The organism is Neorhizobium sp. PAMB6716 (assembly GCF_058242805.1).
In genome coordinates, this window is the sequence record NZ_CM177835.1 from 171,351 (window position 1) to 186,210 (window position 14,860).

Here is a 14,860-nt window from a genome sequence, read left to right on the forward strand (position 1 = left end):
CTCGGCGGAGCCTTTGCCTGTCCCAATCGGCTGCTGCGCACGTTCCCGTCTTACGGCAGCACCTTCTAAACTACTGGAAAGCGCGGAAAGGTCCCGCTTGTCAATGGGCACGGCACGCAAAGCAACGCCCGGCTGCACGATCTGCAGCCGGGCGTGACTTATCGATCAGTTTTTTATTCAGCTGCGGCCGGGGATCGAGGTGATGGTGGCCGAGACCGGATCGCTTGCCGGAAAGCTGTCTTCAAGCCCTTCATTCAGCTGCTTTTCGATGTCCTGCCCGTTGTGGCGATCGGATTCCAGCGGCCGCTGCGTGCCAGGGCGGGCTGCTTCCTGTGCCGGTGCCGCCTCCACCATCTCATCCGACAGTTCGCCCTGCGAGACAATACGGCCGAGAAATTCCTTTGCCTTTACAATGGCATTGCCGCGCGTCAGCTCGGATGTGTTCGAGCGCAGGCTGACGGACACCACATTACCATCCTCTTCGACGAATTCGACGGTATAACCGGCCTTGCCGCCACCTTCTGCAATCACCTGCGTGCCAACGATGCTCATGATGTAACCCTTTCCGGTTTCGTTTGTTGGGCAAAGAACGAAAACTGTCCTGAGTTTGTTCCGCAACGCGGCGGATCGCACCCCCTGGGAGGACAACTGCAGATCGACATATTCAAGCGGAACCAAATAGACGTAACCGACGTTTGCCACCTCGATCCCACCACCGATACTGGAGAGGTTTGCAACGGTGTCCGAATCACAGTTGAGTCGCGATCCTGCCCGCGCAGACATTGTCAGACTCATCCCCGCTCTCCGCGCGTTTGCCCGCACCTTTTGCCGCAATTCGTCCGATGCGGATGATCTGGTGCAGGAAACCCTGATGAAGGCCTTGGGGAACCTCGACAAGTTCGAGCCGGGAACCAAGTTGAAGTCCTGGCTCTTCACGATCATGCGCAACACATTTTATACCCGCGCCAAGGTGCTCGGCCGCGAAGCGCCGGGGCTGGAGGAATGCGTGTCTGGCGATACGCCGATGGAGGCGACGCAGGAAATCCAGGCAAGGGCTCGCGAGGTGCAAAAGGCACTGGCAAAGCTTCCGCCGCATTACCGTGAGGTCCTGACGCTCGTGGCCATCCTTGGCGAAAGTTATGAATCGGCCGCAGAAATCTGTGACTGCGCGATCGGAACGGTCAAAAGCCGCCTCAACCGCGCCCGTCACCAGATCCTGCAGGAGCTGGGCGAGGACTGACCGTCCCGTTCAGCCGGCGGCGGCGCAAATCCCATTATGGCAAGTTTCGGGCAAAACCTGGAACCTTTTTGTCCGTGTGCAGTTGTCCGGGCGGTTACGGCTTTGCGCCGTACTCCCTGCACACGATTTTTTTGGGATTTTCGATATGTCCGTTACGATCACAGCGGTCCTGTTCTCTTTGATCGGGATTGCTTTGGCGGCCGGTGGCGCCCAGCTTTTGATGCTGGGCGGAAGCGCCTATTACCTCATCACCGGCATTGCTTTTCTCCTCACCGCCATCCTGCTGTTCCTGCGCCGCGCGGCAGCGCTCTGGCTTTATTCGCTGATCATTCTCGGATCGCTCGGCTGGTCGCTGTGGGAGGTTGGCTTCGACTGGTGGCAGCTTGGGCCGCGGGGCGGCGTCATCATCGTGCTCGGCATCTGGTTGCTGATGCCGTGGATCCGCAGGCCGCTTGGCTTCAGGAGCCCGACAACCGGCTTCCGTTATGGCGCAAGTGCGGGACCGCTTGCCGCGTCGGTGACGCTGGCGATCGTCATTGCCGTCCTTTCGATGGTGATCGATACAACGGACACACATGGAAATCTGCCGGAAGAGCAGGTGGCTGCCGCGCCAAACCTCGGGGGCGATGTGCCGCCAGGCGAATGGCACCAGTATGGCCGCACGCCTTATGGCCAGCGTTATTCGCCGCTCGATCAGGTGAATGTCGAAAACGTTTCCAATCTGCAGGAAGTCTGGCGTTTCCAGACGGGCGACGTCAAACTTCCGCAGGATGTGGGTGAAACCACCTATCAGGTGACGCCGCTCAAGGTTGGAAACTCGCTTTTTGTCTGCACGCCGCACAATTGGGCAATCGCCATCGACGCGACCACAGGCAAGCAGCAGTGGAAGTATGACAGCAATTCCGGTCTCAACCCTGACCGCCAGCACCAGACATGCCGCGGCGTGACCTATTATGCGGATCCGGCCGCAGCGCCGGATGCTGCCTGCGCCACGCGCGTCTACCTGCCGACATCGGATGCCCGCCTCATCGCTCTCGATGCGAAGAATGGCGAAGTGTGCACGGATTTTGCAGACCAGGGTACGCTGCATCTGCAGGCCGGCATGCAATATAATCCGGCTGGCTATTATTATTCGACCTCACCGCCGGTCATCGTCGGCGGCAAGATCATCATCGGCGGTGCCGTCAACGACAACTACTCCACCCATTCGCAGTCCGGCGTCATCCGAGCCTTCGACGTGAAGACCGGTGCCCTGGTGTGGAACTGGGATTCGGGCAACCCGACGCAGACGGCGCCTTTGCCGGACGGTCAGAGCTATACGACCAATTCGCCCAACAGCTGGTCCGTCTTCAGCTATGACGAGGCTCTTGGGCTCGTCTATATTCCGCTCGGCAACCAGGTGCCCGACCAGCTCGGCATGAACCGCTCGGAAAGCGTCGAGAAATACTCCTCCTCCATCGTCGCACTCGATATCAACACCGGTGCCGATCGCTGGGTGCGCCAGACCGTGCATCATGACCTCTGGGACATGGACGTGCCGGCCCAGCCGGTGCTGATGGACCTGACCAAGGCGGACGGAACCCAGGTTCCGGCCCTGATCGGCCCGACCAAGCAGGGCGACATCTATGTACTCGACCGTCGCACCGGCGAGCCGATCATCGATGTCACCGAACAGCCGGCCCCCGGCGGTGCGATCCCTGAAGACCGCACATCGCCGACGCAGCCGATCTCGGCGCTCAACTTCCGCCCGCGTCCGCTGGAAGGCCGCGACATGTGGGGCGTCACCATGTTCGACCAGATGGTGTGCCGCATCCGCCTGAAGCAGCTGAAATACGAAGGCCAGTACACGCCGCCGTCGCTTCAGGGCTCGATCGTTTATCCCGGCAATTTCGGTACGTTCAACTGGGGCTCGGTTGCTGTCGATCCGGAGCGCATGGTCATGTTCGGCATGCCGACCTACCTTGCCTTCACCTCGCAGCTCGTTCCGCGCTCGGAAGTCCCGCCGAAGGGGTCTGACGAGAAAGGGTCCGAACAGGGGCTGAACCGTAATGAAGGCGCACCTTATGCCGTGCGCATGGGACCCTTCCTCGGCCCGCTGCAGATCCCCTGCCAGGCACCGCCTTGGGGTTATGTCTCCGGCACGAACCTGCGCACCGGTGATATCGCCTACAAGCTGAAGAACGGCACCGTCTACGACATGACGCCACTGCCGCTGCCCTTCAAGCTTGGCGTTCCCGGCATCGGTGGCCCGATGATCACCAAGGGCGGCGTCGCCTTCCTTGGGGCTGCCGTCGACAACTATCTGCGCGCCTACAACCTCACCAATGGCGAGCAGCTGTGGGAGGCACGGCTTCCGGCCGGTGGCCAGTCGACCCCGATGACCTATTCGGTGGAAGATGGCCGTCAGTTCGTGGTGATGGTGGCCGGCGGTCACGGCTCGGTCGGGACCAAGCCAGGTGACTATGTCATCGCCTACGCGCTTCCGCGCTAAGCGTCAGGTTCGGACAAAATAGAAAGCCCGGCGCGTGAACCTCACGCGCCGGGCTTTTGTCGTTCAAAAAGAGGATATCAGAGGGGTTGCTGCGCAGTGATGCTGTTGACGACCGATCGGATGCCCGGCACGGAGAGGGCAACTTCCTCGGCGCGGGCGACCTCTTGCGGGCGCAGCACCGTTCCGGCAAGGTTTGCCTGCGATCCCTTGACGACAACGGTCACGTCCGTCGCATCAAGTCCGCCGGCTCCCGCAAGCGCTGCTGCAACGTCGGTCTCAAGCACGGCTTGCGGCGGAACCTCGCGCTCCACCGTCGGCTCCTGTTCATGAAAGGTCTGTGGTTTGAAAACCATGGGGCATCCTCCTGAGGTTGCGGTCTGCTTCAACGCTTCAGGACGATGTTGGTTCAGCCTGCCTGCAGTGCAGAAACGATGGAGGCCTTCAGCTGCTGCTGGGAAAACGGTTTTGGCAGGCGGGGCAGCTGGATGGTTTCACCGGAGGGCAATTCCGCATAGCCGGTTGCCAGCACGATCGGCAACTGCGGCTGCGTTGCACGAATGCGGTGAGCAAGCTCGGCCCCCGTCATCTTCGGCATCGAATGGTCGGTGATCACCATATCCACCACCTGGCCGGATTCCAGAACCTTCAGCGCTTCTTCGCCATTATAGGCCTCGATCACCGTATGGCCGAGGTCTTCCAGCATCAGCGTCGTGTTCATGAGAACCAGCGCATCGTCATCGACGGCCAGAATGGTCAGCGCGCGGTGGAGATGGGGCATGTCGTTCATGGGGGTCACCTCTTCCTTCGGCAACAGGTGTACGGCATCCTCTGCGACGACCGCAGGCAGCAGCATCGTAACGGTGGTGCCGAGACCCTTTTCGCTTTCCAGCAGCAATTGCCCGCCGGATTGTTCCGTCAGGCCTTGCACCATTGATAGACCAAGTCCGGTGCCTTTGCCTATTCCCTTGGTGGTGAAGAACGGGCTCGTTGCGCGCGCCCGTGTCTCTTCATCCATGCCTTCGCCGGTATCGCTGACCGAAATGGCGACATGGGTGCCGGCTGCCAGCAGGCCCCGCGGTTTCGGAACCTCTCTGCTGGCTGCCGATATACGGATGGTGCCGCCCGACGGCATGGCATCGCGTGCATTGACGACAAGGTTGATCAGCGCCGTCTCGAACTGGTTGGCATCGGTCAGAATGCGCGGCAGGCCCGGTTCGCAGGCCACGTCGATCACCGTATTGGCGTCCAGCGAGCGGCGCACCAGTTCCAGCATGCCGTGAATCAGCTCCTCCACATCGACGGCGCGCACGTCGAGTTCCTGGCGGCGTGAAAAGGCCAGCAGCCGCTGCGTCAGCGCGGCACCTCGCTCGGCGCCGCGAATGGCATTGGTCACAAGCGGCATCAGCTGCGGATCATCGGGCATACGTTTTTGCAGGATCTGCAGGCTGCCGAGTACGGCCATCAGCAAATTGTTGAAATCATGCGCAATGCCGCCGGTCAGCTGGCCGATGGCTTCCAGCTTCTGTGCCTGGAACAGGTCTTCACGCGCCTTGGCCAGTGCCAGCTGCGTGTCGCGCTTTTCGCTGATGTCGCGGGTGATCTTGGCAAAGCCGAGAAGCGTGCCGGTGTCGTTGCGGATGGCGTCGATGACAACATTCGCCCAGAAGCGGCTGCCATCCTTGCGGATGCGCCAGCCTTCCTTTTCGAAGCGGCCCGTGCCGCGAGCAATCGCCAGCCCCCGTGCCGGTTCGCCGGCAGCCAGATCCTCCTCGGTATAGAAGCGTGAAAAATGCGCGCCGATGATTTCGGACGCGGCATAACCCTTCACCCTCTGCGCTCCGGGGTTCCAGCTCGCCACATAACCCTCGGGGTCGATCATGTAGATGGCATAATCGCTAATGGAATTGATCAGCAGCCGGTAGTGATCCCGCGTCTCCAGCTGCCCTTGGAGGCCATCGGCCATTGCACCCCTCATTCTCGCATGGGTTATGCGACCGCAGATAACGGCTGGCGTCTGAAATGGTTCCAAAAAATTGTGGGCCTGAACATTCAGATTGACAAAAAAGAGAGAAATGATACGACTGACGAAAATGTAAATTCGTCAGTCGTTATCTGAAAGCTTTCATGAACGATCAGCCCGCTCCGACCCAGGACACCACACGCAAGGACAACGTCCAGCGAATCCTTGATACGGCCGAGCGCCTGTTCATGCATTACGGCTATGCCAAGACGAATGTTGCGGATGTGGCGCGCGAACTGTCCATGTCGCCGGCCAATATCTACCGGTTCTTTTCTTCGAAGGCAGAGATCCACCAGGCGATAGCCCGGCGCATGCTGGAACATCAGTATGCCGTCCTGTCCGCCAATGCGCGCGCAAGTGCGTCTGCGGCGGAACGGCTGACAAATCACCTTCTTCTTCAGCATCGCGTCACGGTCGAGACCATGCTGGACGAGGAAAAGGTGCATGAAATGGTGCTGGTCGCCATGGAGCAGCAATGGCAGGTGATCCAGGAACATATTACGCGTCTGCGCGACCTGATCCGCTCGATCATCGAGGATGGTATTGCGGCGGGCGAATTCCGTGCGCAGGACAGTCTGTTGTCGGCCGAATGCTTCATGCAGGCGGCAACGGCTCTCTGTCATCCGCAAATAGTCTCGAAGAAAATGGCACAGGATGAAGTGGCCGAGCCGGCGGATCTGGCGGCCTTCATCCTGCGCGCCCTCAGATAAAACCTAAAAAGGCAGTGGATCCGCAGCGATCCCTCTTCGTATTTCGGTAGGAGCCGTCAATGTTGGCGCTAAAGACGATGTCATGGACCAAAATCGCGCTGGCTGTTTCGCTTGCAGCGCTTGTGGGTTGCAGCGAGGAAAAACAGGCGAGTGCGCCGGATGTGCGGCCGGTCAAGGTCGTGACGGTGACAGCGCCTGACGAGGGGCGCCTTCTGCAATATTCCGGTGCCGTCAAGGCGCGCCGTGAAATCGCACTCGGCTTCCGGGTGGACGGCAAGATCACCGAGCGCCTGGTCGATGTCGGTCAACGGGTAAAGTCCGACGACCTGCTCGCACGCCTCGACCCTGTCGATTACGAATTGTCCGTGCGCCAGGCGGAGGCCGAATTGGCGTCTGCCCAGAAACAGGTGGATATCACCCGGCTTGCGCTACGCCGCGCCGAGATCCTGCAGGAAAAGAACGTCACCTCGCAATCTTCGCTTGAGCAGAGCCAGCTGTCGCAGGATCAGGCTGTTGCCGCGCGCGATGCCGCCGTCTCGGCACTCGAACAGGCCCGCAACAAGGTGGCCTATGCCAGCCTCAACGCCGGTGTCGATGGCATTGTGACCGCCGTCAACGCGGAAGCGGGCCAAGTGGTTGCTGCCGGCTCTTCCGTCGTCACCGTTGCAGCCGATGGTGCAAAGGAAGTCGAAATCGCCGTTCCCGAAGTCGATATCGCGCAATTTTCCCCGGGCAAGGGGGTGAAGGTCACCTTCTGGTCCACAAGCGGCCTGACACTCGATGGCAAGGTGCGCGAAATCGCCGGCAGCGCCAGCAGCCAGTCCCGCACCTTTGCCGTGCGCGTCAGCCTTCCTGATGATCCGCAGGTGCGCCTTGGCATGACCGCAACGGTGAAAGCAAACACCGATGGTGCCACCCCCGCCTATGTTCTGCCGCTCCCGGCGCTTGCCAAACAGGATGGCAAGCCCGTCGTCTGGGTCTTCGACCAGACCACAGGCACGGTCCATATGCGCCCGATCACCGTTGGCGGTTTCTCCGATGACGGTGTGCGCGTGACCGAGGGCATTGCCGAGGGTGATGTCGTGGTGGCCGCCGGTACGCAGTTCATGCGCGAGGACATGAAGATCCGCCTTTATCAGCAGGCGCCCGAAACCGCAGGCGAGGCTCAGCCCACGCCTCCGGCCCGTTCTTGAACCCGCGGTTGAGGCCAGGAAAACAGCCATGACATCCTCCCGCAAAGACACATCCGGCAAACAGCCGTTCAACCTGTCGCGATGGGCGATTGCCCATCCAAGCATCGGCCGTTTCCTGTTCGGCATCATCATCGTCATCGGTGGCCTTGCCATCATGAACATGGGCCAGAAGGAAGATCCCGATTTTACCTTCCGCGTCATGGTGGTGCAGGCCGTCTGGCCGGGCGCTTCCATTGAGGAAATGCAGGATCAGGTGGTCAACAAGATCGAGCGCAAGCTGCAGGAAACCCCGCATCTCGACTGGGTGAAATCCTATACGCGCGCCGGCACCTCGATCACCACGCTGCAGATCAAGGGTGACACCAGCTCGGCCCAGGTGGCGGACGCCTTCTATCAGGTGCGCAAGAAGATCGGCGATATCGAGCAGGATCTGCCAAGCGGGCTTCTCGGCCCCTATTTCAACGACGAATTCGGCGATACCTATATCACGCTGCATGCGCTGACCGGTGAAGGCTACAGCTATCCCGAGCTGAAGACCTTTGCGACCGAAGCCCGCGATATGCTGCTTGCCACCAAGGGCGTCGAAAAAGTCTCGATCCTCGGGGCGCAGGACGAGAAGATCTATATCGACGTTTCGTCGAAGACACTTGCCGAACGCAATCTTACCTTTACCGATATCCAGAATGCGCTGGCCGGCCAGAACACTGTCGATCCCGCCGGCACCGTCCAGACCGCAACCCGTTCGGTGCGCATTTCGGTCGAAGGCGGCGTGCGCACACCTGAGGACATCCGCGAACTGCGCATCAAAAGCGGTAACCAGGTGTTTCGCCTCGGCGACATCGCGACCGTCAGCAACGGGCTGATCGAACCTTACGATCGCAAATTCCGCTTCAATGGCAAGGATGCTGTGGAAGTCGGCGTGGTCATGCAGAACGGTTACAAGGTCACCGATGTCGGCCAGTGGGTCGAGGAAACCTACAAGCGCTTCGAAGACGCGCTTCCGGTCGGCGTGGCCGTGGAGCAGATCTCCAACCAGCCGGAAGTGGTGCATGAGGCCGTCGGCGAGTTTTCGCAGGCGCTTCTCGAAGCGCTGGTCATCGTGCTTGTCGTATCGCTGCTGTCCATCGGCTGGCGTTCGGGCATCGTCATTGCCATCTCCATTCCGCTGGTGCTCGCCGCAACCCTTGCCATCATGTACGAGCTTGGCATCGAGCTGCAGCGTATCTCGCTTGGCGCCCTCATCATCGCGCTTGGCCTTCTGGTCGATGATGCGATGATCGTGGTGGAACTGATGGAGCGCAAGCTGGAGGAGGGGCTCGAAAAGCTCGACGCCGCCACGTTTGCCTATTCCTCAACCGCATTTCCGATGCTGACCGGCACGCTGATCACCACGGCCGGCTTCATCCCCGTCGGCTTTGCCGCCTCGACGGCCGGCGAATACGTGCGCTCGCTGTTTTTCGTCGTCGGCATCGCGTTGGTCACCTCCTGGTTCGTGGCGGTCTATTTCACGCCCTGGCTGGGTTATATGATCCTGAAGCAACGGGCCCATGCCGGCACCCATCACGACAGCTATGACACGCGCTTCTATCGCGGCTTGCGCGCGACGGTCGGCTGGGCGGTGAAACACCGTTTCCTCGTCATTCTGATGACGTTGATGGTGTTTGCGGGCTCCCTCTACAGTTTCAAGTTCATTCCGCAGAGCTTCTTCCCGCAGTCCTCGCGCCCGGAAATCCTGGTCGACATGTGGTTGCCAGAGGGCACTGCGATCGCGGAAGTCGAACGCCAGGCCAAGGCGCTCGAAGCAAAGATCATGGACGATCCGGACAAGAAGTTCGTCGCAACCTTCATCGGTGAAGGCGCGCCGCGTTTCTTCCTGCCGCTCGATCAGCAGCTGCGCAATCCGAATTTTGCCCAGCTTCTCATCATGTCGAACGGGCTTGAAGAGCGCGAGCGGATGATCGTCAAGCTGCGCAAGATCCTTGCTGACGATTTCCCGACGGTGCGCGGCAAAGTGGATCGCCTCTTCCTCGGTCCGCCGGTTGGCTGGGCCGTACAGATGCGCGTGACCGGTCCCGATCGTGCCGAAGTGCGCCGCATTGCCGATGAGGTGAAGGAACGTTTCCATCAGAACCCGGTTCTTGGCACCGTGCATGACGACTGGCTGGAGCCGGTCACCGCCATGAAACTCGTCATCGATCAGGATCGCGCTCGCGCGCTTGGTGTTACCTCCCAGCGTGTACGCCAGATGCTTTATGCCACGATGAGCGGCGCCTCGCTCGACCAGTTCCGCAATGGCGAGGAAACCGTCTCCATCGTCGTTCGCGAACCGGATGCGACCCGCAACCTGCTGACGGCGGTGGATTCGGTTTATATTCCGACTGACAGTGGAGGCTTCGTACCGCTCTCTCAGGTGGCCCGCGTGGAACCTGTGCAGGAAAACGGTATCGAGTGGCGCCGTGATCGCCTGCCGGCGGTCTCCGTCAAGGCAACCGTGCCGGATGGCGTGGAACCCAATGATCTGGCGCTGAAGATGTATGCCGGCATGGCCGATCTGCGCAGCGCTCTTCCGGCGGGTTACAAGGTCGAGATCCAGGGCGGTGCCGAAGATGCGGCGGAAAGCCAGATGTCGATTGCCGCCAAGGCGCCCGTCATGCTGTTCGTCATCGTCGCGCTTTTGATGATCCAGCTGCAGCATTTTGGCAAATCCATGCTGGTGCTGGCGACTGGTCCGCTGGCCATCATCGGGGCATCCGCCGCGCTGCTCATCACCGGGGCACCCTTCGGCTTCGTGGCGATCCTCGGCGTTATCGCGCTGCTTGGCATCATCATCCGCAACTCGATCATCCTTGTTGACCAGATCGACCAGGATATCGCGTCGGGCATGGCAAGGGCCGAAGCCATCGTTGGTGCTGCCGTACGCCGTTTCCGCCCGATCATGCTGACGGCGCTTGTGGCGGTTCTGGCGCTCATCCCCATCTCGCGCGGCCTGTTCTGGGGGCCGCTTGCCTATGCCATGATGGGCGGCATTCTTGTCGGCACGGTTCTGACCATTCTGGTTCTGCCGGCCGCCTATGCGCTGTTCTTCGTCCGCGAGCCGAAATCCAAACATACCACTGGCGAAAATGACGATCGCCGTACGGACCCATCGTCGCTCACTCTTCCCACCGCCGCGGAATGAGCGACAGGCGGGAAGCGGTACCCCTGCTGCTTCCCGCCACCCCTTTTGGCCTCCTTTCAGGAAGGAGTAAGGGCCATTGGAATGACTATCGCCGTTCGACCTCCGATTGAGTGGAAAATTCCCGAACGGTCGGCACCCGCAGGTGAGCGGTTTCTCGCGTTCCAACAGCCCAGACCGTAAGTTCCGCTCAATTGCAGTTGACCGGAGATTTCCATGAACCGCCTCCTTATTCTTGGCACAGCGCTTGCGGCACTTTTTGCAGCACCTGCCTTTGCCGATGGCCCGAACAAGCTTCTCAACGCTTCCTACGATGTCGCCCGTGAAGTGTTCGCCGCCGAAAACGAGGCTTTCATCAAAAGCCATCCGGGCATCACCATTGACCAGTCCCATGCCGGCACCTCCAAGCAGGCGCGCGCCATCGTCGAAGGTCTGGAAGCCGACGTGGTGACCTTCAACCAGATCACCGACATCGATTTCCTGGTGAAGCAGGGTTTTGTCTCCGCTGACTGGCAGAAGGATTTTCCGAACAACGCCTCACCCTTCTATTCCTTCCCGTCCTTTCTGGTGCGCGCCGGAAACCCGAAGAATATCAAGGATTGGAACGACCTTGCCCGCGACGACGTGAAGGTGATCTTCCCCAATCCGAAGACGTCAGGCAATGCCCGCTACACCTATCTGGCCGCCACCGCCTATGCCAAGGAAGCCTTCGGCGGCGACGAGGAAAAGGTGGAAGCCTTCCTGAAGAAGATCTTTGACAACGTGCCGGTCTTCGACACCGGAGGCCGTGCTGCCACCACCACTTTCGTGGAGCGTGAAACCGGCGACGTGCTGATCACGTTCGAGGCGGAAACGCGCGGCATTGCCAAGCAATACGGCGCCGACAAGGTCGAAGGTGTCATTCCTTCCGTCAGCCTGCTGGCCGAATTCCCGGTCGCCGTGGTCGACAAGGTTGCCAAGAAGCACGGCACGGAACAGCTGGCCAAGACCTATCTCGATTTCCTCTACAGCGAGGAAGGCCAGCGGGTTGCGGCTGAGTTCGGCCATCGCGTTCACAATGAAAAAGTATCTGCCGAGTTCAAGGACCAGTTCCCGGCCATCCGCCTCGTTAATGTCAATTATGTCTTCGGCGGCTGGGACAAGATCCAGAAGGAACAGTTTGCCTCCGGCGGCACGCTCGACAAGCTCTACGGCAGCCGTTAACGCCATCATCGGCAATCGATGCAAAGCCCGGCGGGATCTGTTCCGCCGGGCTTTGCCATGACGATAAGGAAAGACCATGATCCACGAAAGAGGCGCATCGTGAGACGCAATGTCCTGCCCGGACTGCATCTGTCGCTCGGCATCACCCTGTTTTATGTCGGCCTGATCGTGGTTCTGCCGCTGGCAGCGCTGATCTTCAAGGCATCCAGCCTGGGGTTTGCCGAATACTGGACGATCGTCTCGTCGCCGCGCTCGATTGCCAGCTACCGCGTCACGGCCTTGGCAGCTCTTGCCGCCACCGTCTTCAACCTGTTCTTTGGCCTGGCGCTCGCCTGGGTGCTGACGCGCTATCGTTTTCCCGGTCGCAGGCTCGTCGATGCCATGGTCGACCTGCCGTTTGCGCTGCCAACGGCGGTTGCCGGCATTTCGCTGACGGCGCTGTTTTCCGCCAATGGCTGGTTCGGGTCAGTTCTCTCGGATTTCGGCATAAAGGTTGCCTACACGCCTCTCGGCATCATGATTGCCATGTGTTTCACCAGCCTGCCGTTTATCGTGCGCACCGTGCAGCCGGTGCTGGAAGATCTCGATCCGGCGCTGGAAGAGGCGGCGCAGTCGCTCGGCGGTTCCGACTGGACGATCTTTCGCAAGGTCATCCTGCCGCTTCTGGCGCCGGCGCTTCTTGCCGGCACCTCGCTCTCCTTCGCCCGCTCGCTCGGCGAATTCGGCGCCATCATCTTCATCGCCGGCAACCAGCCGATGTCGACGGAGATCACCGCACTGCTGATCTTCATCCGGCTGGAGGAATATGATTATCAGGCGGCGGCTGCCATCGCCTCGGTGCTTCTGCTGACGGCTTTTGCGATGCTGGCCGTCACCAACTGGCTGCAGGCCCGCGCGCTGCGCTACACGGTGAAAGGATAACCGGATGAGCACCCTGCGCAGAAAACCGCCGCGCGTCGGCGACAATCCGCTCTTTCGCCGCCTGCTGATCGGCATCGTGCTGATCCTTGGCGCTTTGCTCATCCTTGCGCCGCTGATCGTCATCGGCGTCGAAGCGTTTCGCCAGGGCTGGAAGGTCTATGTCGCGACGCTCACCAATTCCGATACGCGCCATGCTATCCTACTGACGGTCATCACCGCGCTGATTGCCGTGCCGCTCAACACCATTTTTGGCGTGGCCGCCGCCTGGGCCATCACCAAGTTTGACTTTCGCGGCAAGCGGCTGCTGCTCGTCGTGACGGAAATACCCTTCTCCGTATCGCCCATCGTCGCCGGTGTCGCCTATCTCTTCGTTTATGGCCTGCAGGGCATTTTTGGCCCGCTGCTCGATGCCTATGACGTGAAAATACTGTTTGCGCTGCCGGGCATCGTTCTTGCCTCGATGTTCGTCACGGCGCCCTTCGTGGCGCGCGAACTGATCCCGTTGATGCAGGCGCAGGGGCGTGATCTGGAAGAGGCCGCCACTTCGCTTGGCGCATCCGGCTGGCGCACCTTCTTCTCCGTCACGCTGCCCAATGTGAAATGGGCGATGCTTTATGGCGTCGTGCTCTGCAACGCCCGTGTGATGGGCGAGTTCGGTGCCGTCTCCATCGTGTCGGGCAATATTCGCGGCCAGACCAACACGCTGCCGCTGCGTATCGAACTGCTGTACCATGATTATCAGGCCGCCGGCGCCTTTGCCTCGGCGTCGATCCTCGCGGTCATCGCCGTCTTTACCATCATCGCCAAGGTGGCGCTGGAAGGCCGGGGCGCCGGCCGCCGCGTCAAGCCTGCCGCCATTCTCGCCACGCCGGAAACACGCCCATGAAAATCCGCCTCGACACCGTCATCAAGACATTCGAGACCTTTCGCGCCGTGCATGGCGTCTCACTGGAGATTGAAAGCGGCGAGCTTGTCGCGCTGCTCGGCCCGTCCGGCTCCGGCAAGACAACCATTCTGCGCATGGTCGCCGGCCTCGAATATGCCGATGAGGGCCACATCTATTTTGGCGATCAGGATGCGACGGATATTCCCGTGCGCGACCGCGGCGTCGGCTTCGTCTTCCAGCATTACGCGCTTTTCCCGCATATGACGGTGGCTGAAAACATCGGCTTCGGCATGAAAGTGTCGAAGGTGAAACGCGACAGATCGGAGATCGCCGCCCGCGTCGCCGATCTTCTGCGCCTCGTGCGGCTCGAAGGCCTCGGCGACCGGTTCCCCGGCCAGATCTCCGGCGGCCAGCGGCAGCGTGTGGCGCTCGCCCGCGCGCTTGCCGTCGATCCGAAGGTGCTGCTGCTCGATGAACCTTTTGGCGCGCTGGATGCCAATGTGCGCCACGACCTGCGCCGCTGGCTGCGCGAGATCCATCAGGAGCTGGGCATCACGACCATCTTCGTCACCCACGATCAGGAAGAGGCGCTGGATCTCGCCGACCGCGTCGTGATCCTGAGAGAAGGCAAGATCGTCCAGCAGGGCACGCCGCAGCAGGTCTGCCGCGATCCGAAGGATGCGTTCGTCATGAAGTTTTTAGGGGATGCCAACCGGCTGACCGGCGCGGTAAGGGCAGGAATTGCCCATGTCGGCGATGCGCAGGTGGATGCCCAAGGCATCGCCGATGGCCCCGCCGAAATTTTCGCCCGCCCGCGCGATCTCGACTGGTCGAAAAGCGGGCCGGGCGTTGCGGCGACGGTTGATCGCGTGCTGGATCGTCCGGGGGAGCGCCGGGTCATTGCCACGGCTTCGACTGGCGAGACGCTGGAATTTGATGTGGAGCCGGAACAGGCTGTTGCGACGGGTGAGGCGGGTTTCGTCACCTTGCGCCGCGCAAAGGTGTTTGCGGTCTCCTGACC

12 protein-coding genes are annotated in these 14,860 nt (G+C 60.8%); 9 read left to right on the forward strand and 3 right to left on the reverse strand.

The window, feature by feature from the left end; genetic code table 11:
* Positions 1–177: 177 nt before the first annotated feature.
* Positions 178–552, reverse strand: a complete 375-nt coding sequence (locus AC4CWH_RS00825) for a hypothetical protein (protein ID WP_491319992.1) — start codon at positions 550–552, stop codon at positions 178–180.
* Positions 553–739: 187 nt separating this feature from the next.
* Between AC4CWH_RS00825 and AC4CWH_RS00830 the strand changes: the two genes are divergently transcribed.
* Together AC4CWH_RS00830 and AC4CWH_RS00835 are read left to right on the forward strand one after the other, a co-directional pair.
* A complete protein-coding gene (locus tag AC4CWH_RS00830) occupies positions 740–1,240 on the forward strand; it encodes a sigma-70 family RNA polymerase sigma factor (RefSeq protein ID WP_491283738.1) in 501 nt (166 codons plus the stop codon).
* 145 nt (positions 1,241–1,385) lie between these two features.
* Entirely contained in the window at positions 1,386–3,731 is a 2,346-nt protein-coding gene (locus AC4CWH_RS00835) for a glucose/quinate/shikimate family membrane-bound PQQ-dependent dehydrogenase (RefSeq protein ID WP_491319993.1), read from the forward strand.
* Between the two features lie 77 nt (positions 3,732–3,808).
* Here the strand turns inward: AC4CWH_RS00835 and AC4CWH_RS00840 are convergent, their stop codons facing one another.
* The gene (locus AC4CWH_RS00840) at positions 3,809–4,084 is read right to left on the reverse strand and encodes a BON domain-containing protein (RefSeq protein ID WP_491283740.1); all 276 of its coding nucleotides are present in this window, start codon (positions 4,082–4,084) and stop codon (positions 3,809–3,811) included.
* A gap of 53 nt (positions 4,085–4,137) precedes the next feature.
* Positions 4,138–5,694 carry a PAS domain-containing sensor histidine kinase gene (locus tag AC4CWH_RS00845; protein ID WP_491319994.1) on the reverse strand — a complete coding sequence of 519 codons (1,557 nt, stop codon included), beginning with the start codon at positions 5,692–5,694 and terminating at the stop codon, positions 4,138–4,140.
* Between the two features lie 161 nt (positions 5,695–5,855).
* On the opposite strand from AC4CWH_RS00845, the gene AC4CWH_RS00850 reads away from it, so the two are divergent.
* The 7 genes from AC4CWH_RS00850 to AC4CWH_RS00880 all read left to right on the forward strand — a co-directional run bounded on the left by AC4CWH_RS00850 (position 5,856) and on the right by AC4CWH_RS00880 (position 14,858).
* On the forward strand, positions 5,856–6,461 hold the full coding sequence (locus tag AC4CWH_RS00850; protein WP_491283742.1) for a TetR/AcrR family transcriptional regulator: 606 nt from the start codon (positions 5,856–5,858) through the stop codon (positions 6,459–6,461).
* Between the two features lie 59 nt (positions 6,462–6,520).
* Positions 6,521–7,654 (forward strand): efflux RND transporter periplasmic adaptor subunit, encoded by a 1,134-nt coding sequence (locus AC4CWH_RS00855; protein ID WP_491319995.1) that lies wholly within the window; start codon positions 6,521–6,523, stop codon positions 7,652–7,654.
* A gap of 28 nt (positions 7,655–7,682) precedes the next feature.
* The gene (locus AC4CWH_RS00860; protein WP_491319996.1) at positions 7,683–10,832 is read left to right on the forward strand and encodes an efflux RND transporter permease subunit; all 3,150 of its coding nucleotides are present in this window, start codon (positions 7,683–7,685) and stop codon (positions 10,830–10,832) included.
* Between the two features lie 213 nt (positions 10,833–11,045).
* The gene (cysP, locus tag AC4CWH_RS00865) at positions 11,046–12,032 is read left to right on the forward strand and encodes a thiosulfate ABC transporter substrate-binding protein CysP (protein WP_491319997.1); all 987 of its coding nucleotides are present in this window, start codon (positions 11,046–11,048) and stop codon (positions 12,030–12,032) included.
* 99 nt (positions 12,033–12,131) lie between these two features.
* A complete protein-coding gene (gene cysT, locus AC4CWH_RS00870) occupies positions 12,132–12,953 on the forward strand; it encodes a sulfate ABC transporter permease subunit CysT (protein ID WP_491319998.1) in 822 nt (273 codons plus the stop codon).
* Positions 12,954–12,957: 4 nt separating this feature from the next.
* The gene (gene cysW / locus AC4CWH_RS00875; RefSeq protein ID WP_491319999.1) at positions 12,958–13,839 is read left to right on the forward strand and encodes a sulfate ABC transporter permease subunit CysW; all 882 of its coding nucleotides are present in this window, start codon (positions 12,958–12,960) and stop codon (positions 13,837–13,839) included.
* Positions 13,836–14,858, forward strand: a complete 1,023-nt coding sequence (locus tag AC4CWH_RS00880; protein ID WP_491320000.1) for a sulfate/molybdate ABC transporter ATP-binding protein — start codon at positions 13,836–13,838, stop codon at positions 14,856–14,858. Before cysW ends, AC4CWH_RS00880 begins: the two co-directional genes overlap by 4 nt.
* The last annotated feature ends 2 nt before the right edge of the window (positions 14,859–14,860 follow it).

What these genes read in the sequence shown, in the direction of transcription:
- AC4CWH_RS00825 (WP_491319992.1), bottom strand. Translation starts at nt 552, where the DNA reads ATGAGCATCGTTGGCACGCAGGTGATTGCAGAAGGTGGCGGCAAGGCC.
- AC4CWH_RS00835 (WP_491319993.1), top strand. Translation starts at nt 1,386, where the DNA reads ATGTCCGTTACGATCACAGCGGTCCTGTTCTCTTTGATCGGGATTGCT.
- AC4CWH_RS00840 (WP_491283740.1), bottom strand. Translation starts at nt 4,084, where the DNA reads ATGGTTTTCAAACCACAGACCTTTCATGAACAGGAGCCGACGGTGGAG.
- AC4CWH_RS00845 (WP_491319994.1), bottom strand. Translation starts at nt 5,694, where the DNA reads ATGGCCGATGGCCTCCAAGGGCAGCTGGAGACGCGGGATCACTACCGG.
- AC4CWH_RS00850 (WP_491283742.1), top strand. Translation starts at nt 5,856, where the DNA reads ATGAACGATCAGCCCGCTCCGACCCAGGACACCACACGCAAGGACAAC.
- AC4CWH_RS00855 (WP_491319995.1), top strand. Translation starts at nt 6,521, where the DNA reads ATGTTGGCGCTAAAGACGATGTCATGGACCAAAATCGCGCTGGCTGTT.
- AC4CWH_RS00860 (WP_491319996.1), top strand. Translation starts at nt 7,683, where the DNA reads ATGACATCCTCCCGCAAAGACACATCCGGCAAACAGCCGTTCAACCTG.
- cysP (WP_491319997.1), top strand. Translation starts at nt 11,046, where the DNA reads ATGAACCGCCTCCTTATTCTTGGCACAGCGCTTGCGGCACTTTTTGCA.
- cysW (WP_491319999.1), top strand. Translation starts at nt 12,958, where the DNA reads ATGAGCACCCTGCGCAGAAAACCGCCGCGCGTCGGCGACAATCCGCTC.
- AC4CWH_RS00880 (WP_491320000.1), top strand. Translation starts at nt 13,836, where the DNA reads ATGAAAATCCGCCTCGACACCGTCATCAAGACATTCGAGACCTTTCGC.